This is a genomic window from Ruegeria sp. N10 (assembly GCF_056531545.1).
The window spans coordinates 419,680-444,693 of record NZ_JBQFLY010000002.1 but is presented as its reverse complement, the minus strand read 5'-3'; the positions used below and the strand labels follow the sequence as shown (position 1 = coordinate 444,693).

Below are 25,014 nucleotides of genomic sequence, written 5' to 3'. Positions count from 1 at the left end.
AAACGAAAACGTCGGGGCAATGTGCTCACATGGGTCAATTCTCAGTGAAAATTATCTGGCTTACCGGGTCACTTCTCAGCGGAAATCAACAGACCTTCTCAGCAGGATGCGGCGTTCGGTTCCGATTTCAGAGGTTCCAAAATACCTAGGCTGCAAACGGCCCCAAGTGGCTCAGCTGATCGAAGCCGGCATGCTTAAACCAATCGCGGGCCTTAGAGATGGTCGAAGGAGCATTGCTCAGGGAATTGATGCAAATGACCTGGACAAATTTGTGAGCCGTTTGCGCAGTATTGGGCAGCCCGTTTCAGAACCCTCAGAGGGTGTGTTGGGAATTGCCAATGCGGCTGAAGCCTTGAAAGTGCCTTCTATCAAGATTGTCGAACTGTTGCTCCAAAGGCAACTAACTGGAGTTCAGCTTCTCGACGAAGAACTCCGTTACCAATCTGTACTTGTTGACTTGGCAGAAGTGGGTGAAAAACTCGGTTGCCGAAGTGGTTCTCCCGGGAAATCGATTTCGGATGTCGCGCGAAAGCTTGGCCTTTCTGCCACCTCAGTCGACTTCCTTCTTCGAACTCCACCAGACGGAATGGAACCGGTCCTGAAAATTTGCGGACAAACTAGACACATGGGGCAGATGCGCGATCTTGTTAACCCTGCTAGCGTGGACCGTTTCAAGGTGGACTATCAAAAGATTACCGACGTTGCGACGAGAATGGAAACAACAGTTCCGGAAGCTCGAAGGAAATTAAAATCTCAAGGGATCTTGCCAGTTTGGGAACCCAAGGCGGCAGGAGTGGAGCTCTACAGAACCTCAGAATTCTAGAAGAACAAAAAGCTGAAGTAGCAGCCGCCCTTCGGGGCGGCTTTTTTGTTGCCAAAATTTTTGGTGGGCGACAATGAGTTGTCAAGATGGGCGAAGTGGCCGCGGTATGACCAAGGGTGATATTAAATATATATAAAAATCAATGTTTTAGTTTTTGATGGCTGCCGATTATGGGCTATATATGCCCAACGGAACACGAAAGTCAGCGCTCATCAATTTGACCCGAAAGACTGAGTGTCTGGCCACGCAAGCGTGGCCATCGCTTTTCTGGGCGGTGGTTTCTATTTCGAACCCTGATCAGTCGCAGCCAGTTGATGTTCGGACGGCCGGCAACGAACAAGACACGGGATTGTTCGCAGGCGCGTATTGATTTCAGGTCGAACACATATTTTTGATTCACTTCTGCAACATTCTTGTGAATGCTGCATTCCCGTCTCTTTTCCGCCGGATTTTGTGCTGATAAGCAATGATTGAATATCGGGATGTTAAATAGTGCGAGTGGGCAGATGAGAGCCGGAGTTAACGGTCAGGTAGCCATTTCATGGGATCAAACTGAAATTGACGGACTCGAGGACGCGCCTCTGGCTTGTCTGGCCGTCGGCGCGGCTTGGTCATGGCGCGGACAGGCGATAGTGCTGAGCGCTGAGGCCGAAAACAGCATAGAACAGATAGGATATGCGCGGGGCGCTGCAACCCGTTTGCAGAACCGCTTTCCGATTGTCCGGGAAGTTTCCGGCAATGTGACCGGCGCTTTGACACTTACCAATGGGTCGCAGCGGTTTTCAGCCAACCTTGTTGCCGACACCAATGATGCAGCGCCGACCATCGTTTTCGATGGCGCTTGCCCACCACGGGATGAAGAATTCTGGATCGTCGACGTGACCGAGGTTGTGATGGTGCACAAGGCGGGTGTTGAAGGCGGCGGGAATGTCGTTGCATTTCCGGCCTGAACGCCACCTGTATTTTTCTTGCTGAAAGCGGTGTGACGGCAACCGTCGCTATGCGCGCAGGGGCCTGTGCTGCCTGCGGCGAACATATCTTTGCAGATATTCGAAACTGCGTTGAATGCCGTGTTGACTCTGCCGGCTTTGCGGATATAAGCGCGGCTTCATTGGTGTTGGTGGCCCCCGCAAGGGGAAGCCTGTCATGAGGGAAACCTCAAGAGGACAACGCCCTTCATAGTTGCCCGTTTGGGCATCGACCTAAAGAAGGAGATCAGCCGTGACCAAACGCACGTCTGCCAAGTACAAAATCGACCGCCGGATGGGCGAAAACATCTGGGGTCGTCCGAAATCCCCGGTCAACCGTCGTGAATACGGCCCCGGCCAGCACGGTCAGCGCCGCAAGGGCAAACTGTCGGACTTCGGTCTGCAGCTGCGTGCCAAGCAGAAGCTGAAAGGCTACTACGGCGACCTGACCGAAAAGCAGTTCCGCCGCATCTATGCCGAAGCCGAGCGTGTAAAAGGCGACACCGGTGAAAACCTGATCGGCCTGCTGGAGCGCCGTCTGGACGCCGTCGTCTATCGCGCCAAGTTCGTACCGACCGTCTTCGCTGCGCGTCAGTTCGTGAACCACGGCCACGTCAAAGTGAACGGCAAGCGGGTGAACATCCCCAGCTACCGCGTCAAAGAAGGCGACGTCATCGAAGTGCGTGACAAGTCCAAGCAACTGGCTGTTGTTCTGGAAGCTGTTGCCCTGGCCGAGCGTGATGTTCCTGACTACATCGATGCCGACCACTCGAAAATGACTGCAACGTTCGTTCGCGCACCGGGCCTGAGCGATGTGCCGTACCCGGTCATGATGGAACCGAACCTGGTCGTCGAATTCTACGCGAAGAACTGATCTTCGCATTTCGACCTAGAATTCAGAGCCGCACCTTTGGGTGCGGCTCTTTTCATTTTCAGCCCAGCAGAACGATATCCGACGCGCCTGCGCTGCGACGCAGCTCGTGGATGTCTTTTAGTTCCGGGTCGTTGATCCATCCCAGCGCCGCGTCCCGGTTGGGAAAGGAAAGCAGAGCTGCAACGTCAGGCAAGTCCGGCGCGCCGTCCAGCGCGGTTGTTTCTGCGGTGGCGTGTTCGACCTTTCCGCCATGGCGGGCCAGTGCAGGCCCGGCCTGTTCGCGATAAGCGGCCAGCGCGTCGGGATTCTTTACGGTAAGTTTTGCGTAGGCATAGATCATGGCTTTGCTCCTTGATGTGTGGGCAAAAGCTAGGGTGTGATCTGCTTTGCGAAAACGCGTGTATTTGCATCAATGATGTGCGAATTTGCATGTATGGATATTCATTGGGATGATTACCGGGCCGTACTCGCCGTGGTCCGCAGGCGCACCCTGTCCGCCGCGGCACAAGAGCTTGGCGTCAACTACACAACTGTTGCCCGCCGTATAGTGCGCGCCGAAGCGGCGACAGGCGAAGTGCTGTTCGAAAGGCTAACCGACGGGTATCGGCCGACAGAAGCAGCGCATCTTGTCGCTGCATATGCTGCCCGGATGGAAAGCGCAGAACATGCGATGCTGCGCGGTTTGTCAGGGCGGGATGCCCGGTTGGAAGGGCAGCTGACCTTAACCGCGCCGCAACTGTTAATTGCCCATGTGCTGGCCCCGGCGCTGGGCGAGTTTGCTCAAAGGCACCCTGCTGTGTCTTTGCAGGTGCGCGCGGCAAACGAGATTCTGGACCTTAATCGACGCGAAGCCGACATTGCGATCCGGATCAGCCGCAACCCCGGCGATACGTTGAAAGGTCTGCGCCTGACGCAACAGCACAGCGCTTGTTTTGCCACGTCGGAATGGGCCGCGCGAATGCAGCAAGATCCGAACGCGCCCGTGGATTGGTTGCTTTACGAAAAGCAACCGAACCTGCCGGACGGCGTCGACAAAATCTATCCAAACTCGCGCATACATATGCGCTTTGATGACATGGTCGCGATGGCGGGTGCCGCACAATCAGGGTTGGGCGTTGTGCGTATGCCGGTGTTTCTGGGCCGCTCACTCCGGGGCTTGGTGCAGGTTCCGGTCCTTTCACCGCAACCCTACGCAGATATCTGGATCGTGGCGCATCCGGATGTTTGGCCTTCGGCAAAACTGGTCGCATTCCGCGACATCGCGGTGCCCTTTTTCAAGCAAAAACGCCCGTTGTTTACGGCGTGATCATATCGGCAATGGTCGTCCTTCGGCGATTGCTTCCATCGCGAAATACGACGTGACACTGTCCAGCTCGACCTTTTCGATCAGCCGTTGATACACCTTGTCGTAAGATGCCATATCCTGTGTGACGACTTTCAGCTGATAATCATAATCACCGCCGATACGATGAAAATCCACGACCTCGGGGATCGTCAGAACGTGGCTGCGAAAGGCCTGTAGCCACTCGGTCGAATGATGCCGCGTGCGCAGCATAACAAAGACCACAAGGCTCAGCCCCAATTTCTCGCGTGCGATGCGGGCGGTTGAACCGATCAGGACACCATCTTCGTTCAAAGCCTTCAGACGTCGCCAGCAGGCGTTCTGGGAAAGCCCTACACGATCCGCCAATTCCCGTTGCGACAGAGTGGCGTCCTTTTGCAGCTCTTTCAGAAGTCGTGTGTCAATTTGATCTAATTTTTGTGCCATGTTTGATCATATGACACAATAAATTAAAAATACACGCAAAGAAAGGTGAAGTTTTCGCGCGAATAATAAATCACATTACTCGGACAGTTAGGAGCCAATGCAATGTCCCTGTCCAAGTTTCGTGCGGAACTCTGTTCCACCGCTCACAATTCAAACCTGCGCGATGGGCTGATCGGAGAGAATGTTCTGATCCCGGGTCTGCATGGAGACGTGCCGCTTGTCTATGCGGATTACGTCGCTTCGGGTCGCGCCTTGCGGCAGGTCGAAGATTTTGTGGCGCAACATGTGTTGCCGTTTTATGCGAACAGCCACACCGAGGCCTCTTACTGCGGATCCTACATGACACATCTGCGCCGCGAGGCGCGGGCGGAAATAGCCCGCATTGTTGGTGCCCAGGAAGAGGATGCGGTGATCTTCACCGGGTCTGGCGCCACTGCGGGGCTCAACCGGTTGGTCAGCCTGCTCGGGGTGGCAGAGGCCGACCAACCGGTTGTCTTGATTGGTCCGTACGAGCATCACTCGAACATCCTGCCGTGGCGGGAAAGCAAGGCACTTGTGGTTGAAATCCCCGAGGCCGAAGGCGGCGGGGTTGACCTGAGGGCGCTGGAAACCGCGCTGTTGACCCATGCAGGCGCAGATCTTCTGATCGGTTCCTTTTCGGCGGCGTCCAATGTAACCGGAATTGTCACGGACCCTAATCCGGTGACTCGGTTGCTCAAGGCGCACGGTGCCGTGGCGATTTGGGATTACGCCGGGGGCGGGCCTTACCTGCCGATGGATATGGGGCCGGTGGACGCGCGCAAGGATGCGATTGTCGTTTCCCCGCACAAGTTCCCGGGCGGTCCGGGGGCGTCGGGTGTTCTGATCGTAAACCGGGCTGCGGCCAAACGGAACTGCCCCAGCTGGCCGGGCGGCGGCACCGTCAGTTTCGTGTCACCGTGGCGGCATGACTACAGCGCGGACCTGTCTGCGCGGGAAGAGGCGGGAACGCCCAACGTGATTGGCGACATCCGCGCGGCGCTGGCCTTTATCGTCAAAGATGTCGTCGGCACGGAAGAAATTGCAAGGCGCGAGGCGCAGTACAACCAGATGGCGCTGGACGGGTGGAAGGATAATCCGAACCTGACCTTGCTTGGGGTCAATCACCCGCATCGCCTGCCGATCTTCTCTTTCCTCGTGCGCGACAACGCGGGACAGCCTGTGCATCAGCAGCTGTTTACCCGGATGCTCAGCGACGTCTACGGCATTCAGGCACGTGGCGGCTGTGCCTGCGCAGGGCCTTATGCCCACCGCCTTCTGGGGATTGATCGCCCCGCATCCGAGGCGCTGCACGCGGCCTTGTCTGCGGGCGAAGAGATGAAGAAACCCGGCTGGGTACGCCTGAATTTCTCGTACCTGATGAGCGAGGAAACAGTTCAATTCATCATCGACAGTGTCAATGACCTGTCCCGCCGTACCGAGGAATTCGTGCCGTATTACAACGCCGACCCGGCGACTGCGCGCTTCAAGGCCGCATGATGGAATTGTCGCTTTTCTCAATCCGTTGAGACAGGTATGAGGGGCCCAATCAACGGAGCCTCTCATGACCAAGATCACCCCGCAACCCGGCATTATGGACATCGCGCTGTATCAGGGCGGTCAGTCGCATGTGGCGGGGGTTGAGCATGTGATCAAGCTGAGCTCAAACGAGAACCCGTTCGGCCCCAGCCCCAAGGCGATTGAGGCGGTGCGCGACAGCGCGGCAAACTTGCATCGGTACCCCAACACCGACCACGCCAGTTTGCGCGCGGCTATCGGCGCACGTCACGGGCTGGACCCTGCGCAGATCATCTGCGGTGTCGGCAGCGACGAGGTGCTGCAATTCATCGCTCAGGCCTATGCGGGGCCGGGGGATGAGGTGATCTATACCGAGCACGGGTTCTCCATGTACCCGATCATCGCCCGCATGGCAGGTGCCACGCCGGTCATGGTGGCCGAGCGCGACCGCAAAGTTGATGTGGGTGCCATTCTGGCCGCCGTAACCAGCCAGACGCGGATCTTGTTTGTCACCAACCCCGGTAACCCGACCTCGACCATGATCTCGAACGACGAACTGGACCGTCTGGCGCAGGGTCTGCCCGATACCTGCCTGATGGTTCTGGACGGTGCCTATGCCGAATTCGTCGACGGTTTCGATGGCGGCGCGTCTTTGGTGGATGCGTATGAGAACGTGATCATGACCCGTACATTCTCGAAAGTGTACGGGTTGGGCGGGATGCGGGTCGGCTGGGGGTATGCGCACCAATCGATTATCGATGTACTGAACCGGGTGCGTCAGCCCTTCAACCTGTCTTTGACAGCTCTGGCTGCAGCCGAAGCAGCGATCAGCGACGTCGAATTCCTGACGTTCTGCCAATCCGAAAATGCGCGCCTTCGGGTGTGGCTGGCCGAGGAGCTGGACAAGGTCGGCGTACCCTCGGACCCGTCCTGCACCAACTTCATCCTCGCGCGTTTTGCCGACAGGACCGAGGCCGAGGCCTGTGACGACTATCTGAAGACGCAGGGTTTGATTGTCCGCCGGGTTGCAGGCTACAACCTGCCGAATGCCCTGCGGATCACCGTGGGCGATGAGGAAGCCTGCCGCCGCGTCGTTGCGGCGATTACAGCATTCAAAGAGGGCGCAGCATGAGCCAGATATACGACCGGGTTGCGCTGATCGGGCTTGGCCTGATTGCCTCCTCCATGTTCTGGGCGATCAAGCGTGGGGGCCTGGCCGGGGAAGTGACCGGCTATGCCCGGTCCGAAGCGACACGTGACACGGCGCGCAGAATCGGGCTGTGCGACCGCGTCTGTGACACGGCGCGCGAAGCGGTCGAAGGTGCGGATCTTGTCGTTCTTTGCGTGCCCGTGGGGGCAATGGGGGCCGTCGCAGAAGACATCGCGCCCGTGCTTAAACCCGGCGCGACCCTGTCGGACGTGGGGTCGGTCAAGCGGCATGTCATTCAGGCGGTTCAGCCGCATGTCCCCGAAGGTGTACATTTCATTCCCGCGCATCCTTTGGCAGGGACGGAACATTCCGGTCCGGAATCGGGATTTGCCAAATTGTTCGACAATCGCTGGTGCCTGCTGGTGCCCGTCGAAGGGACCGACCCGGATGCAATCGCCCGCCTTCGGGCGTTGTGGGAAGGTATGGGGTCCCATGTCGATGAGATGGACGCCGATCATCACGATCTGGTGCTGGCCGTCACGTCCCATGCGCCGCACCTGATCGCCTACACGATGGTTGGTGTGGCCGACGATCTGCGCCGGGTGACCGATAGCGAAGTGATCAAATACTCGGCCGCGGGTTTCCGGGACTTCACTCGCATCGCCGCATCCGACCCGACCATGTGGCGCGATGTGTTCCTGTCCAACAAAGACGCGACGCTGGAAATCCTGGGCCGGTTCACGGAAGAGCTGTTTGCGCTGCAACGTGCCATCCGGACCGGGGACGGGGAACATTTGTTTGACTACTTCACCCATACCCGTGCTATTCGTCGCGGCATCATCGATGCGGGGCAGGACACCGACGCACCGGATTTCGGGCGGGGAAAGGCAGGTTCATGAGGTTATACCGGGGGCAATTTCTGATCGGGATCATGGCGTTGTGCGCAGTGGCCACACAGGCAACACCTCTGGAACGATCTCTGGTTCCTCCCGCACGTCCGATTCTGGATCAGCACAACGTTCAGGTTGTGTCTGCCATTGCCCCGGTTTCAGTGGCGGCTATAACTGATCTGCGCCCTATCTCACGCCCGGTTTCACCGCAGGTCACTGCCGCCTTGGCGCGACCATCGGAATTGCCACTGCTGGGGCCCGACACGTCGCTGATGCCTTACTTGAGACCTGAATCGCTTGAACAGCAGGTGCTTTTCAAGAAGCGCAAGCTACGTAAAGGGTCAGTTTGCGGAGATATCGCCATTCAGGGCAAGCCCGTCGGCAGGGTCGGCAGCCACAACTCGGCCTGTGGCGTAAAAGATGCGGTGCAGATCACCTCTGTTTCCGGTGTGGCACTCAGCCGCCCGGCGACGATGGATTGCGGCACCGCAGTTGCGCTGAACAAATGGGTCGACAAAACGGTCAAACCCACCTTCAAACGCCGCGGCCCGGTGGTCGAATTGCAGGTGGCAGCCCATTATGCATGCCGAACTCGCAACAACCGCAAGGGCGCGCGGATTTCCGAGCACGGCAAAGGACGCGCCATCGATATTTCGGCCTTCAAGTTGGCCGATGGTGAAGTCGTGACCGTCCTGGAAGGATGGCGCAAGAACCCGTCACAGAAGCAATTGCAGAAGATCTGGCGCGGTGCGTGTGGCCCGTTCGGTACGGTATTGGGGCCGAACTCGGACGGCTACCATCGCGATCATTTCCATCTGGATACGGCACGCTACCGCAGCGGAGCGTATTGCCGTTAACGCAGGATCAGCCGCGGGGCAGGGCCCAGCGGCACCGGCCCCAGGGCTACAAAACCATCCCGGAAGTTCAGCTGAAGGTCCAGCGCGTTGGGGTTGCCGCCCAGCCCTGCCAGAAAATTCAGTGCACGGGTGACAGGATCAACCGCCTGATCGGGCAGGGCGCCTGCCGCGTTAGCCATGTCGATCATATCGCGCCAGTTCTCGGCCTTGACGGCGATCTCACCGCTCGGAACACCCTGTGAGTCAACATCCAGCTTACCAGCCGCAAACAGGCGTAACCCACCCCATTTGATCTCGGCCAGTCGCAGGTCGATGGCCACGGGCTGCGGTCTGCTGTGTTCCAGCGCTGACCTGTCCCAGACTTTGCTGAACGTGGTGACCATGTCCAGTTCCAGTGTTTCGAAGGACTGCGGCAGCGACGCGGCCGAATTCATAAGGGCCCGCAACCGGTCACCGGGTGTGAACCCATCCGCGCGGGCGGTAATGGCATAGGCTTCGGGCTGGGATGTTTGCGCCATGATCAGGCTCAGGGTGTCCCCGGCGGCCAGTGCAGTGGTGTTCTCGGTCACCGACCACGCCCCTGCCGTCAGCGCCAGTTTCTCAAGCACAAGCGAAACGCCGGGCTGCAACTGTAGTTCTGCAATCAATTCATCGGCAACAATCGTTGAGGTTTGATCGTAGTAAGACAGTCGTTGCGGCGTCTCGGCAAACCGCAGCACCTGCCGGCCGGGCCAGATCGCGGGGCTTTCGAATTCGATCCAGTCCGCACGCCAGGCTGTGCCATTCACCGGGTCTGCAAGGACGGGATTGTTCAGGCGGGTCAAGTGGTGGGTCGGATACCCTGCCGTTGTGACGTCCGAGAAATCAGCCAGCCAGCCGCGCGCCTGTTGTTGATCAAACCAGCCAGTGATTGCCGCGCGCAGACCATATCCGGCGACAAACCAATATGCGCTCCACAGGACGCCGATAAAAATGATCACTCGTATGACACGGCGCATGAGCTTTGGCCCTTTTTCCTGCCTCGGAATTGATGTTTATAGGCCCAAACGGGCAAGGACCAGTGCAATGACGATGTGGGTTTTCGGTTATGGATCGCTGCTGTGGAATCCGGGCTTTCCGGTCGCGCGCAGCGAACGCGCGACACTGCATGGCTATGCCCGGTCCTTCTGCATGAGCTCGATCCACCACCGGGGGACCGAGGAAGAACCGGGGCTGGTGCTGGCGCTGGACGAACAGGCAAACGCGACCTGCACCGGTCTGGCCCTTGCGGTTGAAACCGGTCACGAAGACCGCACCCTGCACGAACTGCGCGAGCGCGAGCTGATCTCGTCGGCCTATGTCGAACGTATGCTGGATGTGCATCTGGAAAATGGCGACATTGTCAACGCCGTGACCTATGTGATCGATGCGGACCACGTGCAATACTGCGGTGGCATGCCGTTGGAGGATCAGGCCCGGATCATCGCCCATGCGGTTGGCGGGCGCGGCCCGAATGACGAATACCTGTACAATACCGCCGAACATCTGGCCGAGATCGGCCTGCGCGACGCCGATCTTGAGTGGTTGGCGCAACGGGTGCGTAGTATTACCGCATAAACTCTTGGCGTCACCAATGGAATTTCGCTAGTTTCGACGCAGAGCAGGCAAATACCGGGAACCACGCGCATGGCGCAGGCACATCAGGGCGCGAGACCCCATTTCTCGCATCCAACACGGCAGATTCTGTTGATGTTGATGGCGATCGGCCTGTCCGGGCTGGGTGTGTTTCTGGCGCTGCCCTATGTGTTGCCGGTGTTCTTCGCCAACCCGTATCTGAACGGCTTCATCCTGATGGTGTTTCTGATCGGCGTTCTTGCCTGTTTCTATCAGGTGACACAACTGATAGGGTCCGTGCGCTGGATCGAGGCCTTTGTTGGCGGTGTAGTGCGCGAAGACGCCCGCACGCCGCAATTGCTTGCACCTTTGGCCTCGTTGCTGCGCGAACGGGGCGCGCGGTCGCAGATCAGTTCGACCTCGACCCGCTCCATTCTGGATTCCGTGGCCGAACGGGTCGAGGAAGAGCGGGAGATCACCCGCTATATCACCAATGTGCTGATCTATCTGGGTCTTTTGGGTACGTTCTTCGGTCTGGCAACAACCGTACCTGCCATCGTCGATACGATCCGCAGCCTTAATCCGCAGGAGGGCGAAGAAGGGCTGGCCGTTTTCAACCGCCTGATGACCGGGCTCGAAGCGCAGTTGCAGGGGATGGGCGTTGCGTTCGGATCGTCTCTGCTGGGTCTTGCGGGGTCGCTGATCGTCGGTCTGCTCGAAGTTTTCGCAGGGCATGGCCAGAACCGTTTCTATCGCGAGCTCGAAGAATGGCTGTCTTCGATCACCCGTGTAGGTTTCGCGGGTGGAGAAGAAGGCGGTGCCGAAATTGCCGTGCTCACGCCGGTGCTGGACGCCATGTCCGAACAGATGGACGCATTGCAGGATCTGTTTTCAGCGCAGGAAAGCGACCGGGCCGAGGTTTCCGCCAAGCTGGGTTTGCTGGTCGATGTGATCGGTGAGATGAACAACCGTCAGGCCAATACCGAAAGTGTCACAGCGGCGTTGGAACGCGTGGCGCTGGGTCAGGAAGCCCTGCTGGATCACATGCGCGATCACGGTGCGGGTGAAGGTATCGACGCCGAAAGCCGGATGCGCCTGCGCTCGATGGATGTGCAGCTGCTGCGTATCCTCGAAGAGATATCGGCGGGCCGTCAGGAAAGCATGAACGAGTTCCGCAAGGATATTGAACTGCTGGTCAAGGCGCTGACCCTGCCGCGCGGTGCGGTACGCACCTCGCCGGAAGGAGAATAGCCCATGGCGCTGTCCCGCCGCACCGGTCAACGGTTCCAGGGCTCGGTCTGGCCCGGTTTCGTCGACGCGATGACGGGGCTGTTGATGGTGCTGACCTTTGTGCTGACCATCTTCATGGTGATCCAGTTTGTGCTGCGCGAAACCATCTCGGGTCAGGAAGACGAACTGACCACATTGGCCGACGAAATCGCTGCGCTGGCGGGGGCGTTGGGGCTGGAAGAACGCGAAAACAGCCGGTTGCAGGCGCGGCTTGGGGCGTTGAATACCACCCTGTCGCAGGCCGAAGACGATCTGGCGCAAGCCCAGTCACTGATCGCATCACTGACCACCGAGCGCGACCGTCAGGCTGCCGCTTTGGATCAGGCACAGACCCGGATCACCAATTTCGAAGCGCAAGTTGCCGCCCTGCTGGCCGAACAGGAACGGGCACTGGGTGATATTGCAGTGCTTGAATCGCAGCGCGCGAAACTGCTGACCGAGCAAGAGGCGTTGAACCTGGCCCTTGCCCAAAGCCGCGAGGAAATCGACGCACAGACCGAAGCCGCCCGTTTGGCCGCTGCCCGTCGTGAAGCACTGGAAGCGCTGGTGGCGGATCTGGAGCAAGGCAGCGCCGACCGGGACGCCCAGATCACCACCCTTGAACAGCAGCTCAGCGATGAAGAAGCCGCCCGTCTGGCCGAAGCCGCTGCCGCCGAGGCGTTGCGTAACCGCCTTCTGGATGCCGATGCCGAGCTGACGGCCATGACACTTGCTCTGGAAGCGCAACGCAAAGAGGCCGAAGACACACTCACCCTGCTGGCCGCAGCACAGGCGGCGCGTGCCGCGTTGGAGCGTCAGTTTGGCGACGTGAACCCGGATGAACTGCGGGCCCAGCTTGAAGCCGCTTTGCAGGCGCAGACGCAAGCGCAGGCGGATGCTGATGCGCAACGCTCTCTGGCCGAGCAGCGGCAGGCCTTGTTGGACCTCGCCAATGCGACGCTTTCGGAAGAAAAAGAAATCTCTGTCGAAGCGCAGCGAGAAGCCGCACTGCTGAACCAGCAGATCGCCGCCCTGCGCGGGCAATTGGGCTCCTTGCAGGCGCTGCTAGACGATTTCGAAGAACGCAACGCCGCCGCCGAGGTGCAGATTCAGACATTAGGGCAGGACCTGAACGCAGCGCTGGCCCGTGCCGCATCCGAAGAACGCAGGCGACGTCTACTGGAAGAAGCGGAACGCCTGCGTCTTGAGGCCGAGGCCGAGGCACTGGCCGGGCAGAACCAGGAATTGGCGGCACAGGCCGAGGATCTGCAACGCTATCGCTCGGAATTTTTTGGTCGTTTGCGGGATGTCCTTGGCGGTCAGGAAGGGGTGCGCATCGAAGGCGACCGGTTCGTGTTCTCGTCCGAGGTTCTGTTCCCGACCGGGTCCGCCGTGCTGTCCGAAGAAGGGCAGCAGGAGGTCGCCAAGGTGGCCAGCATCCTGCGCAGTGTCGCTGCTGAAATCCCGCCCGGTCTGAACTGGGTGATCCGGGTCGACGGCCACACCGACAACGTTCCTCTGGCGGGGTCGGGCCGGTATCGCGACAACTGGGAGCTCAGCCAGGGTCGCGCGCTGTCGGTTGTGCGCTATATGGTTGACGCGCTGGGCATTCCGCCCAACCGCCTTGCAGCCAACGGGTTTGGCGAATTCCAGCCCGTCAACCCCGCTGATACGCCGGAGGCACACGCGCAAAACCGTCGGATCGAGTTGAAGCTGACCGAAAGGTAAAGCCTCTGGCCCTCAGCAGCCACGAAAACAAGCCGCCGCCCCGCAACCGGTTATTGGCGATACCGGCCACAGTGACCAGAGCCGTTGGAGAATCAAGGCGGCGCATGTCAGACAGGCGTTTCACACGCAGTATAACCGAGACGCTAACGCGACTCCGGTCGAGTGGATGAGTCCTTGTCTGTGTTGGGCGAAACGAAGAAAACCCGCCTTGGTAGGCGGGTTTTCTGTTTGATGCGGTGGGCGATCAGTCTGCCGTCAGAAGCGGAGGCTTGTCACCCGAAATGCGCGGTTGATCCGGGCCAAGGATCTCAAGATCCAGATCACCCTTCTTGACCGAGACACGGACCACACCGCCTTTTGCCAGCTTGCCAAACAGCAACTCTTCGGCCAGCGGTTTCTTGATGTATTCCTGAATGACACGGCCCAGCGGGCGCGCCCCCATCTTGTCGTCATACCCTTTGTCCGCCAGCCATTCGGCGGCTTTGGGTGTCAGATCAATGGTCACACCACGATCCAGCAGTTGGGCTTCCAGTTGCAGGACGAATTTCTCGACCACCTGCAAAATGACCTCTTTCGGCAGCGGCGCGAACGAGATCACGGCATCCAGACGGTTGCGGAATTCCGGCGTGAACATGCGTTCAATCGCGGCAGTGTCTTCGCCCTCTCGACGGTCACGACCGAACCCGATCGCGGCCTTGGCCTGCTCTTGCGCCCCCGCGTTCGAGGTCATGATCAGCACCACGTTGCGGAAGTTCACTGTACGACCGTTATGGTCAGTCAGCTCGCCATGGTCCATCACCTGCAACAGGATGTTGAACACGTCCGGGTGCGCCTTTTCAATCTCGTCCAGCAGCAACACACAATGCGGATGCTGGTCGACACCGTCGGTCAGCAGACCCCCCTGATCGAACCCGACATAGCCAGGAGGTGCGCCGATCAGACGGCTGACCGCGTGTTTCTCCATATATTCCGACATGTCGAAACGCAGCAGTTCAACGCCCAGCGTATCCGCCAGCTGTTTCGCCACCTCGGTCTTGCCCACACCGGTCGGACCGGCAAACAGATAGTTGCCGATGGGCTTTTCAGGCTCCCGCAGGCCGGCGCGCGCCAGTTTGATCGCGCTGGCCAGTGCCTCGATCGCCAGATTCTGCCCAAACACCACCCGTTTCAGCGAGGCTTCGAGGTCTTTCAGAACCTCGGCATCGTCCTTGGTGACGTTCTTGGGTGGGATGCGGGCGATCTTGGCAACCACGGCCTCAATCTCTTTGACGCCGATGGTCTTGCGCCGTTTGCTTTCCGCCACCAGATGCTGCGCCGCGCCAGCTTCGTCAATCACGTCGATGGCCTTGTCGGGCAGCTTGCGGTCGTTGATGTAACGTGCCGACAGCTCGACTGCGGTTCTGATCGCATCAGCGGTGTATTTGATGTCGTGATGTTTCTCAAAATAGGGTTTCAGACCGCGCAGAATCTTGACGCTGTCTTCAACCGAAGGTTCGTTCACATCGATCTTCTGGAACCGGCGCGACAGAGCGCGGTCCTTCTCGAAATGCTGGCGAAACTCTTTGTAGGTGGTCGAGCCCATGGTGCGCAGCTTGCCGCCCTGCAACGCAGGCTTCAGCAGGTTCGAGGCATCCATTGCCCCGCCCGAGGTTGCACCGGCACCGATCACGGTGTGAATTTCGTCGATGAACAGCACCGCGTCGGGGTGCTCTTCCAGCTCGGTTACAACCGCTTTCAGGCGTTCCTCGAAATCGCCGCGATAACGGGTCCCGGCCAGCAGCGCACCCATGTCCAGCGAGTAGATGGTGGTGTTTGCCAAGACATCTGGGGCTTCTCCGGCGACGATCTTGTGCGCCAGACCTTCGGCAATGGCGGTTTTGCCCACGCCCGGATCGCCCACCAGCAGCGGGTTGTTCTTGCGGCGGCGGCACAGCACCTGGATACAGCGTTCCACCTCATCCGCGCGCCCGATCAGCGGATCGACATCACCCGCGCGCGATTTCGCGTTCAGGTCAATGCAGTATTTCCCAAGCGCACTTTCTTTTTGTTCCGTGTCGCCGGATCCTGTCTGAGCTTCTTCTTCTACCTGATCCGCACCGGACACCGACCGGCTTTCACCATAAGCGGGGTCTTTGGCCACGCCATGGGCGATGAAATTGACCGCGTCGTACCGGGTCATGTCCTGTTCCTGCAGGAAATAGGCGGCATTGCTTTCGCGCTCGGCAAATATGGCGACCAGTACATTGGCACCGGTCACTTCGGTCCGGCCCGAGCTTTGCACATGGATCGCGGCGCGCTGAATGACGCGCTGGAACGCTGCCGTCGGTACGGCTTCGGACCCGTCGATATCCGTGACCAGATTTGAAAGATCTTCGTCTATGAACTCAACCAGAGTGCTGCGCAACTCGTCCAGATCGACGCTGCACGCTTTCATGACGCGCACCGCATCGGGTTCTTCCAGAAGCGCCAGCAGCAAATGCTCCAGCGTTGCAAATTCGTGTCGCCGTTCATTCGCAGCCGCAAGGGCCGCGTGGATGGCTTGTTCCAGTGTGCTCGAGAATGAAGGCACGCGGGTGCTCCTCTGTCTTGGGTCAGAAGGGGGCGGGCTTTCGGCCGGAACCCCATCCCAACCATGTCCTCATACTATTAGAGTTTGGTTGATCGTGGCCCGGCTTCAAGGGTTTTCTTTCACTTGACAGTCACATTTGTTGTGACCGTGGCCGTGAAGAGGGGCAAATAAGCATCAGAACCTGTCTTTTCTACCCCGGATTTCGGCGAAAACCGCCGCAGGATCGGCGTTTGCCATACCAAGATGGGCCTGAATCGCCGGATCAGTGGCCCTCAGGAACGGGTTGGTGGCTTTTTCAAGCGCCAAAATCGACGGAACAGTGGCTTCGCCAGCGGCGCGGTCGCGGTCGATATCGGCAATTCGCAGTCTCAACGCGGTGTTCTCGGGATCGACGGTAATGGCGAATTTTGCGTTGGATTGTGTATATTCATGCCCCGAACAGACCAGAGTGTCGTCCGGCAAAGCGGCCAGCTTGCTCAGCGACGCCCACATCTGCGCCGGGCTGCCTTCGAACAGACGCCCACACCCGAGGGCCATCAGGCTGTCAGCGGTAAAGACTACCGCGCTTTGCGGAAGATAAAACGCGATATGACCAACCGTGTGCCCCGAAACGTCCATCACCGCGACCGGTTCGCCACCGACCTCAAAGCTGTCGCCTTCGGCAACCCGCTGGTCCAGCGGGGGCAAGCGGTGCGCATCGGCGGCAGCACCGATGACCTTTGCAGGGTGTTTGGCCAGAATTTCGGCCAGCCCTTCAACGTGATCCCAGTGATGATGGGTCAGCAGCACATGTGACAACGTCCATCCCCGATCTTCCAGCGCTGCAAGAATCGGCGCGGCTTCGGGCGCATCAATCAGCGCAGTCTGGCCATTGCCGCTGTCATGGGCCAGAAAGGCGTAATTGTCGCTGAGGCACGGGATTGTAACGATTTCAAGAGGCATGGTCTTTTGCCCTTTCATTGCTAGACTGCGCCCAGCTAAGCCGATTGACCGGATGTCCGCAATGCATCTTGATGTGCAGGATCTGAGGAACTTCTACTACCGCAGCACCCTTGGGCGCGCGGCACAGGCGGCTATTCGCGGGCGGCTGACCGAGCTCTGGCCCGAAGCCAAAGGTCAGACAGTTGCCGGTTTTGGCTTTGCCGTGCCGCTGTTGCGCCCTTATCTGGCCGATGCGCGCCGGGTCATCGGGCTGATGCCCGGCCCGCAAGGTGTGATGCCCTGGCCTGCGGGGATGCCCAATGTATCGGTCCTGACGGAAGAGACCCGGTGGCCCATTGAAACCGGTCACGTGGACAAGCTTGTGGTGATGCACGGGCTGGAAACGTCCGAGCGGCCAAACCAGCTGCTGGAGGAATGCTGGCGCGTTCTGGGCCCCGGTGGCAGGGCCGTGTTCATTGTTCCGAACCGGGCGGGTCTGTGGTCACGTACGGACAAAACGCCATTTGGCTTTGGCCGCCCCTATTCCGCCACTCAGCTGGAAAATCAGCTCAGGTCGCACTACTTCCTGCCCGAGGCGCATTGCTCGGCTCTTTACATGCCGCCGTCCTTCCGGCGGTTCTGGTTGAAGTCGGGCAGTCTGATCGAAAAAACCGGCCAGCGTATTCCAACTGTCATGGCGGGCGGGGTGTTGATGGTCGAGGTCACAAAGAACATTCATCCGCCCCGGGGCAATGTCACCAAACATGCCATCAGGAAGCCGATCAAGGCGCTTGACGGTCTGCTAAAGCCTGCGTGACAACCGTGTGCATCCCAAAGTGACAAATTCGCGAGAAAAAAGTCACAGGAATCGCAAAAACCTGCATATTCGTAACATTTTTCAACTGCCGCGACCGGTCCAAACGGTCGCACTTGGTGTAAGTGTATGAAAATTAACATTTTGTGGATAAATCTGTTACCGCTATAGCGTATTGCTTGGTTGGTTCACCTCTGCTACATCCCCGGTGATTTTGATCCCCGACCGTCTGGCCGGGGTTTCCTCACGCCCCAAGGTAGCGGCCGCTACCCAAAATCGGGGCCTCAAATATCGGAAGGGTGGACGTGTCCGAACCAGCTTCGATTTCCACAGGCATCGCCGAGCGCTATGCCACCGCGATCTTCGAGATCGCAAAAGAGAATAATGACCTTGCGGGTCTGGAATCCGGCATCAATGATCTGGCAGCAGCACTGGGCGACAGTGCCGACCTGCGCGACCTAATCGCATCGCCGCTGGTTTCGCGTACTCAGCAGGAAGCTGCGATCACCGCAATTGCTGACAAGATGGGCCTGAACGCCATCCTGCGCAATACGCTGGGTCTGATGGCGCAGAAACGCCGCCTGTTTGTTGTGCCGCAACTGGTGCAGGTGCTGCGTGACATGCTGGCTGATGAGCGTGGCGAAGTGACCGCCGATGTCGCCTCGGCCAAGGCGCTGACCAAGACACAACTGGAAAAACTGTCCAAGACGCTGTCCGAGCGTGTGGGCAAGACCGTAACTATCAATGCGACCGTTGATGAAAGCCTCATCGGCGGTCTTGTCGTCAAAGTGGGCTCGAAAATGATCGACAGTTCGATCCGTTCGAAGCTGAACTCCCTACAGAATGCAATGAAAGAGGTCGGATAAATGGGAATCCAAGCTGCAGAGATTTCTGCAATCCTGAAGGACCAGATCAAGAATTTTGGTCAGGAAGCCGAAGTGGCCGAGATCGGTCGCGTGCTGAGCGTCGGTGACGGGATTGCCCGTGTATATGGCCTGGACAACGTTCAAGCCGGTGAGATGGTCGAATTCCCCGGCGGCATCATGGGTATGGCGCTGAACCTGGAAAGCGACAACGTCGGTGTCGTTATCTTCGGTTCCGACCGTGACATCAAAGAAGGTGACACCGTCAAGCGCACCAACTCGATCGTGGACGTTCCGATCGGTGATGAACTGCTGGGCCGTGTTGTTGACGGTCTGGGCAACCCGCTGGACGGCAAAGGTCCGATCAATGCCACCAAGCGCGGCGTTGCAGACGTCAAAGCGCCTGGCATCATCCCGCGTAAATCGGTGCACGAACCGATGGCAACCGGCCTGAAATCGGTTGACGCGATGATCCCGATTGGCCGCGGCCAGCGCGAGCTGATCATTGGTGACCGCCAGACCGGTAAAACCGCCGTGGCTCTGGACACCATCCTGAACCAGAAGGTCTATAACGAAGCAGCAGGCGACGACGAGTCGAAGAAACTGTACTGCGTTTACGTTGCGATCGGTCAGAAACGTTCGACCGTTGCCCAGCTGGTGAAGAAACTGGAAGAATCCGGTGCGATTGAATATTCGATCGTTGTCGCCGCAACCGCGTCCGACCCGGCACCGATGCAGTTCCTGGCACCCTATGCCGCAACCGCGATGGCGGAATATTTCCGTGACAATGGCCGCCACGCGCTGATCATCTATGATGACCTGTCGAAACAGGCCGTGTCCTATCGTCAGATGTCGCTGCTGCTGCGCCGCCCGCCGGGCCGCGAAGCCTATCCGGGTGACGTTTTCTACCTCCACTCCCGTCTGCTGGAACGTTCGGCGAAGCTGAACGAAGATTTCGGTGCCGGCTCGCTGACCGCTCTGCCGGTTATCGAAACCCAGGGTGGTGACGTTTCGGCCTTTATTCCGACCAACGTGATCTCGATCACCGACGGTCAGATCTTCTTGGAAACCGAACTGTTCTATCAGGGCATCCGTCCTGCCGTGAACACCGGTCTGTCGGTTTCGCGTGTGGGCTCGTCGGCTCAGACCGACGCGATGAAATCGGTTGCCGGTCCGGTCAAGCTGGAACTGGCTCAGTATCGCGAAATGGCGGCCTTTGCGCAGTTTGGGTCCGACCTCGACGCCGCAACCCAGCAGCTGCTGAACCGCGGTGCGCGCCTGACCGAGCTGATGAAGCAGCCGCAGTATTCGCCGCTGACCAACGCGGAAATCGTCTGCGTCATCTTCGCGGGCACCAACGGTTACCTCGACAAGATCGACGTGTCGGATGTTGGCCGCTACGAGGCCGGTCTGCTGGCGCACCTGCGCGGCAAGCACGCTGACCTGCTGAAGTGGATCACCGACGAAGATCCGAAGATCAAAGGCGATGCGTCCGACAAACTCAAAGCAGCGATCGACGAATACGCCGCGACCTTCGCTTGATAGGAGGTTCCGATGCCTAGTCTGAAGGACCTTAAAAACAGGATCGAGTCGGTCAAATCGACCCGCAAGATCACCAAGGCCATGCAGATGGTCGCGGCCGCAAAACTGCGCCGCGCCCAGGAATCTGCCGAAGCCTCACGCCCTTATGCCGAGCGGTTCAATGCCGTGATGGCGGGGCTGGCGGCGTCGGTCGGGGGCAGCGACAGCGCCCCCAAGCTGCTCCGTGGTACGGGCAGTGATGATGTCCATCTGCTGGTTGTGCTGACAGCTGAACGCGGCCTGTGTGGCGGCTTCAACTCGAACATCGCCAAGCTGGCCCGCCAGAAGGCGGAAGAGCTGCGCGGCAAGGGCAAGACGGTCAAGATCCTGACCGTCGGCAAGAAAGGCCGTGACGCGCTCAAGCGTGATTTTGGCGATTTGTTCGTTGGGCATGTGGACCTGAGTGAGGTCAAGCGTCTGGGTTATTCCAACGCGCAGGACATCGCAAAGGACATCCTGTCCCGCTTCGACGGGGGCGAGTTCGACGTTGCCACGATCTTCTATTCGAAGTTCGTCAACGTTGTGACCCAGATCCCGACGGCACAGCAGGTCATCCCCGCCTCGTTCGAGGAATCGGAAGGTGACGACAGCGGTGCCATCTTCGACTACGAGCCCAGCGAAGAGGCCATTCTGGCCGACTTGCTGCCCAAGGGGGTTGCGACCGCGATCTTCTCGGCTCTGCTCGAAAACGGAGCGTCTGAACAGGGCGCGCGGATGTCCGCAATGGACAACGCGACGCGCAACGCGGGTGAGATGATCGACAAGCTGACGATCCAGTTCAACCGCTCGCGTCAGGCCGTGATCACCAACGAGCTGATTGAAATTATTTCCGGCGCTGAGGCGCTGTAGAGACAAACCGGAGACGAAACATGGCGAATGCAAAAGGCAAAGTCACACAGATCATCGGGGCCGTCGTCGACGTGCACTTCGAAGATCAGCTGCCTGAAATTCTGAACGCGCTGGAAACCACCAACAATGGCAAGCGCCTGGTGTTGGAAGTTGCTCAGCACCTGGGTGAAAACACTGTCCGCACCATCGCGATGGACGCGACCGAAGGTCTGGTCCGTGGCGAAGTGGTCACCGACACCGGTTCACCGATCTCGGTTCCGGTTGGCAATGCCACCCTGGGCCGCATCCTGAACGTCGTCGGCGAGCCGATCGACGAAAAAGGTCCGGTAGAGGCGACCGAAGTTCGCGCTATCCACCAGCCCGCACCGACCTTTGCCGAACAGTCGACCGAGTCGGAAGTTCTGGTCACCGGCATCAAGGTGGTTGACCTGCTGGCCCCTTACGCCAAAGGCGGTAAGATTGGCCTGTTTGGCGGCGCCGGCGTTGGTAAAACTGTTCTGATCATGGAACTGATCAACAACATCGCAAAAGTGCACTCGGGCTTCTCGGTGTTTGCGGGTGTTGGTGAACGGACCCGTGAAGGCAACGACCTGTACCACGAGATGATCGAATCGAACGTGATCAAGCCGGACAACCTGTCGGAAAGCCAGGTGGCCCTGGTTTACGGTCAGATGAACGAGCCTCCGGGTGCGCGTGCGCGTGTTGCTCTGACCGGTCTGACCCTGGCCGAGCAGTTCCGCGACCAGTCTGGTACCGACGTTCTGTTCTTCGTCGACAACATCTTCCGCTTCACGCAGGCGGGTTCCGAAGTGTCGGCTCTGCTGGGTCGTATCCCGTCCGCTGTGGGCTACCAGCCGACACTGGCCACTGACATGGGCGCCCTGCAGGAACGCATCACCTCGACAAAGGCCGGATCGATCACTTCGGTGCAGGCGATCTACGTGCCTGCGGACGACTTGACCGACCCCGCGCCGGCAACTTCGTTTGCGCACCTCGACGCGACCACCGTTCTCAACCGTGCGATCTCGGAAAAGGGTATCTACCCTGCGGTTGACCCGCTCGACTCGACCTCGCGCCTGCTCGACCCGGCCATCGTCGGGGAAGAGCACTACAAGGTTGCGACCGACGTTCAGCAAATTCTCCAGCGCTACAAGTCGCTGCAGGACATCATCGCCATTCTCGGCATGGACGAACTGTCGGAAGAGGACAAGCTGACCGTGGCCCGTGCCCGTAAGATCGAACGCTTCCTGTCGCAGCCGTTCGACGTGGCCGAGGTCTTCACCGGATCGCCGGGTGTTCAGGTTCCTCTGGATGTCACCATCTCGTCGTTCAAGGCCGTTGTGGCTGGCGAATACGATCACCTGCCCGAAGCAGCCTTCCTGATGGTTGGCGGCATCGACGAAGTGATCGCCAAAGCCGAAAAAATGGCAGCAGCAGCCGCCTAAGGAGTATCCCTGATGGCAAACACGATGCATTTCGACCTCGTCAGCCCCGAGCGGAGCTTAGCTTCGCTCGAGGTCACCGCGGTCCAGATTCCCGGCGCAGACGGGGACATGACGGCGATGCCCGATCACGCCCCCACCATCACAACGCTGCGCCCCGGTCTGCTGAAGGTTGAGGCACCCGAAGGGTCCAGCGAATACCTGGTCACCGGCGGGTTTGCCCAGATCAACGGCGACAGCCTGTCGGTTCTGGCCGAAAAGGCGGTTCCGGTTTCGGAAATCACCCGTTCGCATATGGACGAGCTGATTGCCGAGGCACGCGCCTCGCACGAAGCGGCAAAGGGCGGCGACGATATGTCGATCGTCGACGAAGCCGCCAAGCTGCTGGCCGACATGGAAGCGCTTGGGACGCATATGAGCCTGTAATTGGCTTAACAGTGAAAAATTGGAACGGCCTCGCGATTGCGGGGCCGTTTTTTTGTCGTGCTTTTGCCAAAAAGCAGGGATAAGTTGCGGAAATTCAAGTATAATGATGAATACATGAAAAAATTTCTGACCCATCCCATTGGCATCGATCAAGGTGAAAGTGTTCTGTTTTCGGAATTTGCCGAAGGCGGGGACATGTGGACTGGCGAAGGCCCCCGCGAACGTCGGAAACCCATCCAATTCAAGGACACGTTTCTTAGCCCGCCCATTGTTCAGATCGGGATTTCCCTTTGGGATGTCGACACATCATCAGCCCTGCGCGCCGAGGTTCAGGCAGAAAATGTCACCACAGAAGGGTTTGAAGCGGTGTTTCGGACTTGGTCCGACACGCGGATTGCCCGCATCCGGATCAGCTGGACCGCGTTTGGAGAGGTGGCGCACCCGGACGACTGGGACATTTCCTGATCCTGGGCTTGCAGGACAGGCGCAGGCCTCAGTCGTCCTGCGCTTCGATCATGTCGACCCGTGTGGCGTGGCGGCCGCCTTCAAATTCGGCACCCAGAAACGCATCCACAATATCCAGCGCCTGTCCTTCGCCGACAACACGCGCGCCAATCGACAGCATATTGGCATTGTTATGCTGGCGGATCATCCGGGCGGAAAACGCGTCCGAACAGACGCCGCAGCGAATGCCGGGCACCTTGTTTGCGGCCATCATGATGCCCTGACCCGTGCCGCAGAGGATAATCCCCAATCCGCAATCACCCGAGGCTACGGCCAGTGCCGCGGCCTTGCCGTGTTTGGGGTAATGGGTGCTTTCATGGGTCGTCGGGCCGATATCGACCACGTCCCAGCCTTGCTGCGCGATGTGGTTGGCCACGGCCTGACGCAGCTCGATAGCCGCGTGGTCGCTGGAAAGAACAATGCGTTTGTTGCCAGTCATGGAGATCGGTCCGCTTGTGTCGCTGATCGCGCGCATGAGGCAGACTTGTGCGCAACCGGTGGTTCAAAAAGAAAGGGACGACACATTCTGTCGACCCGTCCAAACTCAATCCATCTGGTACATGGATTCGTAGATCGGCGTCAGCGTCTTGTCTTCGAACAGGGATGACACGCTGGTTCCGTTCCAGATGTTCAGGATCGCCTGCGTAAAGATAGGCGCGGTCGGAACAATGCGGATGTTCTTGGCGCCCAAAATCTCTTTGGTTGGCTGGATCGTGTCGGTCAGCACCAGCGACTTCATCACCGAATTTGTCACCCGTTCCACCGCAGGGCCGCTCATGACGCCATGCGTGATGTAGGAATGAACCTCTTTCGCACCGTTATCCAGCAGCACCTGCGCTGCCTTGCACAGCGTTCCGGCGGTGTCGCACATGTCGTCGACGATCAGACAGATCTTGTCCTTCACATCCCCGATCACGGTCATCTCGGCCACTTCGCCCGCTTTCTCGCGGCGCTTGTCCACGATCGACAAAGGGGCGTTGATCCGCTTGGCCAGTTCACGCGCGCGGGCCACGCCGCCCACGTCAGGTGAAACGACCATGATTTCATCCAGATTTCCCTTGAACTGATGCCTCACATCCAGCGCAAAGATGGGCGAGGCATAAAGGTTGTCCACGGGCATATCGAAAAAGCCCTGAATCTGGGCCGCATGCAAGTCCATGGTCAGGATCCGTTCGATCCCGGCCCCTGTCAGCATGTTGGCCACCAGCTTGGCGCTGATGGGCGTGCGGGCCTTGGTGCGACGGTCCTGACGGGCGTACCCGAAATACGGGATCACGGCGGTGATCCGCTGCGCGGACGACCGGCGCAGCGCATCGGCGATGATCAGCAGTTCCATCAGGTTGTCATTGGCCGGGTTCGAGGTCGGTTGGATAATGAACATATCCTCGCCGCGCACATTTTCGAACACTTCCACGAAAATCTCACCGTCGTTGAACCGTTCGACACGCGCATCGACCAGACCCTGATCAACGCCTCGGTACAGGCTCATGCGGCGTGCGATGGCTTGGGCAAGCGGAAGGTTGGCGTTCCCAGCGATAAGCTTGGGTTCGTGAAGTGTCGGCATCGGCTGAGGTCCCCGGGCAGCAATG

Annotated in this window: 25 protein-coding genes; 18 read left to right on the top strand and 7 right to left on the bottom strand. The window is 59.0% G+C overall.

Annotation, left to right across the window (positions count from 1 at the left end):
* From ACR0JI_RS05525 to rpsD, 3 genes are all read left to right on the top strand, one after another.
* On the top strand, nucleotides 1-823 hold an 823-nt coding region (locus ACR0JI_RS05525), incomplete at its 5' end, for a hypothetical protein (RefSeq protein ID WP_480493567.1).
* Between the two features lie 506 nt (nucleotides 824-1,329).
* A complete protein-coding gene (locus ACR0JI_RS05520) occupies nucleotides 1,330-1,773 on the top strand; it encodes a hypothetical protein (protein WP_480475404.1) in 444 nt (147 codons plus the stop codon).
* A gap of 271 nt (nucleotides 1,774-2,044) precedes the next feature.
* A complete protein-coding gene (rpsD, locus tag ACR0JI_RS05515) occupies nucleotides 2,045-2,665 on the top strand; it encodes a 30S ribosomal protein S4 (RefSeq protein ID WP_170374584.1) in 621 nt (206 codons plus the stop codon).
* Between the two features lie 58 nt (nucleotides 2,666-2,723).
* Here rpsD and ACR0JI_RS05510 read toward each other — a convergent pair whose 3' ends face one another.
* Complete coding sequence (locus tag ACR0JI_RS05510; protein ID WP_480475406.1) at nucleotides 2,724-3,005, bottom strand: DUF1330 domain-containing protein; 282 nt, start codon at nucleotides 3,003-3,005, stop codon at nucleotides 2,724-2,726.
* Between the two features lie 93 nt (nucleotides 3,006-3,098).
* Here ACR0JI_RS05510 and ACR0JI_RS05505 point away from each other — a divergent pair, with 93 nt between their 5' ends.
* Nucleotides 3,099-3,971, top strand: a complete 873-nt coding sequence (locus ACR0JI_RS05505; protein ID WP_480493577.1) for a LysR family transcriptional regulator — start codon at nucleotides 3,099-3,101, stop codon at nucleotides 3,969-3,971.
* On the opposite strand, the gene ACR0JI_RS05500 is transcribed toward ACR0JI_RS05505, so the two are convergent.
* Complete coding sequence (locus ACR0JI_RS05500) at nucleotides 3,972-4,433, bottom strand: Lrp/AsnC family transcriptional regulator (protein ID WP_480475410.1); 462 nt, start codon at nucleotides 4,431-4,433, stop codon at nucleotides 3,972-3,974.
* Nucleotides 4,434-4,535: 102 nt separating this feature from the next.
* Here ACR0JI_RS05500 and ACR0JI_RS05495 point away from each other — a divergent pair, with 102 nt between their 5' ends.
* From ACR0JI_RS05495 to ACR0JI_RS05480, 4 genes are all read left to right on the top strand, one after another.
* The gene (locus ACR0JI_RS05495) at nucleotides 4,536-5,951 is read left to right on the top strand and encodes an aminotransferase class V-fold PLP-dependent enzyme (RefSeq protein ID WP_480493580.1); all 1,416 of its coding nucleotides are present in this window, start codon (nucleotides 4,536-4,538) and stop codon (nucleotides 5,949-5,951) included.
* A gap of 64 nt (nucleotides 5,952-6,015) precedes the next feature.
* A complete protein-coding gene (gene hisC / locus ACR0JI_RS05490) occupies nucleotides 6,016-7,101 on the top strand; it encodes a histidinol-phosphate transaminase (RefSeq protein ID WP_480493582.1) in 1,086 nt (361 codons plus the stop codon).
* Entirely contained in the window at nucleotides 7,098-8,018 is a 921-nt protein-coding gene (locus ACR0JI_RS05485; protein WP_480493584.1) for a prephenate/arogenate dehydrogenase family protein, read from the top strand. The genes hisC and ACR0JI_RS05485 overlap by 4 nt, the downstream gene beginning before the upstream one ends.
* Nucleotides 8,015-8,866, top strand: coding sequence for an extensin-like domain-containing protein (locus ACR0JI_RS05480; protein WP_480475418.1), 852 nt, complete (start codon nucleotides 8,015-8,017; stop codon nucleotides 8,864-8,866). The genes ACR0JI_RS05485 and ACR0JI_RS05480 overlap by 4 nt, the downstream gene beginning before the upstream one ends.
* Here ACR0JI_RS05480 and ACR0JI_RS05475 read toward each other — a convergent pair.
* A complete protein-coding gene (locus tag ACR0JI_RS05475; protein ID WP_480493586.1) occupies nucleotides 8,863-9,864 on the bottom strand; it encodes a DUF2125 domain-containing protein in 1,002 nt (333 codons plus the stop codon). The genes ACR0JI_RS05480 and ACR0JI_RS05475 overlap by 4 nt on opposite strands.
* A gap of 67 nt (nucleotides 9,865-9,931) precedes the next feature.
* On the opposite strand from ACR0JI_RS05475, the gene ACR0JI_RS05470 reads away from it, so the two are divergent.
* The 3 genes from ACR0JI_RS05470 to ACR0JI_RS05460 all read left to right on the top strand — a co-directional run bounded on the left by ACR0JI_RS05470 (nucleotide 9,932) and on the right by ACR0JI_RS05460 (nucleotide 13,456).
* Entirely contained in the window at nucleotides 9,932-10,462 is a 531-nt protein-coding gene (locus ACR0JI_RS05470) for a gamma-glutamylcyclotransferase (RefSeq protein WP_480487542.1), read from the top strand.
* A gap of 69 nt (nucleotides 10,463-10,531) precedes the next feature.
* Nucleotides 10,532-11,710, top strand: coding sequence for a biopolymer transporter ExbB (locus ACR0JI_RS05465; RefSeq protein WP_267365630.1), 1,179 nt, complete (start codon nucleotides 10,532-10,534; stop codon nucleotides 11,708-11,710).
* A 3-nt stretch (nucleotides 11,711-11,713) separates the two neighbouring features.
* On the top strand, nucleotides 11,714-13,456 hold the full coding sequence (locus ACR0JI_RS05460) for a peptidoglycan -binding protein (protein ID WP_480475424.1): 1,743 nt from the start codon (nucleotides 11,714-11,716) through the stop codon (nucleotides 13,454-13,456).
* Between the two features lie 244 nt (nucleotides 13,457-13,700).
* Here ACR0JI_RS05460 and clpA read toward each other — a convergent pair whose 3' ends face one another.
* The gene (gene clpA / locus ACR0JI_RS05455) at nucleotides 13,701-16,025 is read right to left on the bottom strand and encodes an ATP-dependent Clp protease ATP-binding subunit ClpA (protein ID WP_480493588.1); all 2,325 of its coding nucleotides are present in this window, start codon (nucleotides 16,023-16,025) and stop codon (nucleotides 13,701-13,703) included.
* A 174-nt stretch (nucleotides 16,026-16,199) separates the two neighbouring features.
* Nucleotides 16,200-16,967 carry a hydroxyacylglutathione hydrolase gene (gene gloB, locus ACR0JI_RS05450; protein ID WP_480493590.1) on the bottom strand — a complete coding sequence of 256 codons (768 nt, stop codon included), beginning with the start codon at nucleotides 16,965-16,967 and terminating at the stop codon, nucleotides 16,200-16,202.
* A gap of 61 nt (nucleotides 16,968-17,028) precedes the next feature.
* On the opposite strand from gloB, the gene ACR0JI_RS05445 reads away from it, so the two are divergent.
* The 7 genes from ACR0JI_RS05445 to ACR0JI_RS05415 all read left to right on the top strand — a co-directional run bounded on the left by ACR0JI_RS05445 (nucleotide 17,029) and on the right by ACR0JI_RS05415 (nucleotide 23,386).
* A complete protein-coding gene (locus ACR0JI_RS05445; protein WP_480493592.1) occupies nucleotides 17,029-17,763 on the top strand; it encodes a class I SAM-dependent methyltransferase in 735 nt (244 codons plus the stop codon).
* 302 nt (nucleotides 17,764-18,065) lie between these two features.
* On the top strand, nucleotides 18,066-18,626 hold the full coding sequence (locus ACR0JI_RS05440; RefSeq protein WP_480493594.1) for a F0F1 ATP synthase subunit delta: 561 nt from the start codon (nucleotides 18,066-18,068) through the stop codon (nucleotides 18,624-18,626).
* The gene (atpA, locus tag ACR0JI_RS05435; RefSeq protein WP_209504804.1) at nucleotides 18,627-20,165 is read left to right on the top strand and encodes a F0F1 ATP synthase subunit alpha; all 1,539 of its coding nucleotides are present in this window, start codon (nucleotides 18,627-18,629) and stop codon (nucleotides 20,163-20,165) included.
* Nucleotides 20,166-20,177: 12 nt separating this feature from the next.
* Nucleotides 20,178-21,053 (top strand): F0F1 ATP synthase subunit gamma, encoded by an 876-nt coding sequence (locus ACR0JI_RS05430; protein ID WP_480482282.1) that lies wholly within the window; start codon nucleotides 20,178-20,180, stop codon nucleotides 21,051-21,053.
* A gap of 20 nt (nucleotides 21,054-21,073) precedes the next feature.
* Nucleotides 21,074-22,498 (top strand): F0F1 ATP synthase subunit beta, encoded by a 1,425-nt coding sequence (gene atpD / locus ACR0JI_RS05425; RefSeq protein ID WP_480475437.1) that lies wholly within the window; start codon nucleotides 21,074-21,076, stop codon nucleotides 22,496-22,498.
* A gap of 12 nt (nucleotides 22,499-22,510) precedes the next feature.
* The gene (locus ACR0JI_RS05420; protein ID WP_209504801.1) at nucleotides 22,511-22,921 is read left to right on the top strand and encodes a F0F1 ATP synthase subunit epsilon; all 411 of its coding nucleotides are present in this window, start codon (nucleotides 22,511-22,513) and stop codon (nucleotides 22,919-22,921) included.
* A 114-nt stretch (nucleotides 22,922-23,035) separates the two neighbouring features.
* The gene (locus ACR0JI_RS05415) at nucleotides 23,036-23,386 is read left to right on the top strand and encodes an H-type lectin domain-containing protein (protein ID WP_480493596.1); all 351 of its coding nucleotides are present in this window, start codon (nucleotides 23,036-23,038) and stop codon (nucleotides 23,384-23,386) included.
* Nucleotides 23,387-23,414: 28 nt separating this feature from the next.
* Here ACR0JI_RS05415 and rpiB read toward each other — a convergent pair whose 3' ends face one another.
* Together rpiB and ACR0JI_RS05405 are read right to left on the bottom strand one after the other, a co-directional pair.
* Nucleotides 23,415-23,864, bottom strand: coding sequence for a ribose 5-phosphate isomerase B (gene rpiB / locus ACR0JI_RS05410; protein WP_480476904.1), 450 nt, complete (start codon nucleotides 23,862-23,864; stop codon nucleotides 23,415-23,417).
* 105 nt (nucleotides 23,865-23,969) lie between these two features.
* Entirely contained in the window at nucleotides 23,970-24,989 is a 1,020-nt protein-coding gene (locus ACR0JI_RS05405) for a ribose-phosphate pyrophosphokinase (protein ID WP_480475441.1), read from the bottom strand.
* Nucleotides 24,990-25,014: the final 25 nt, after the last annotated feature.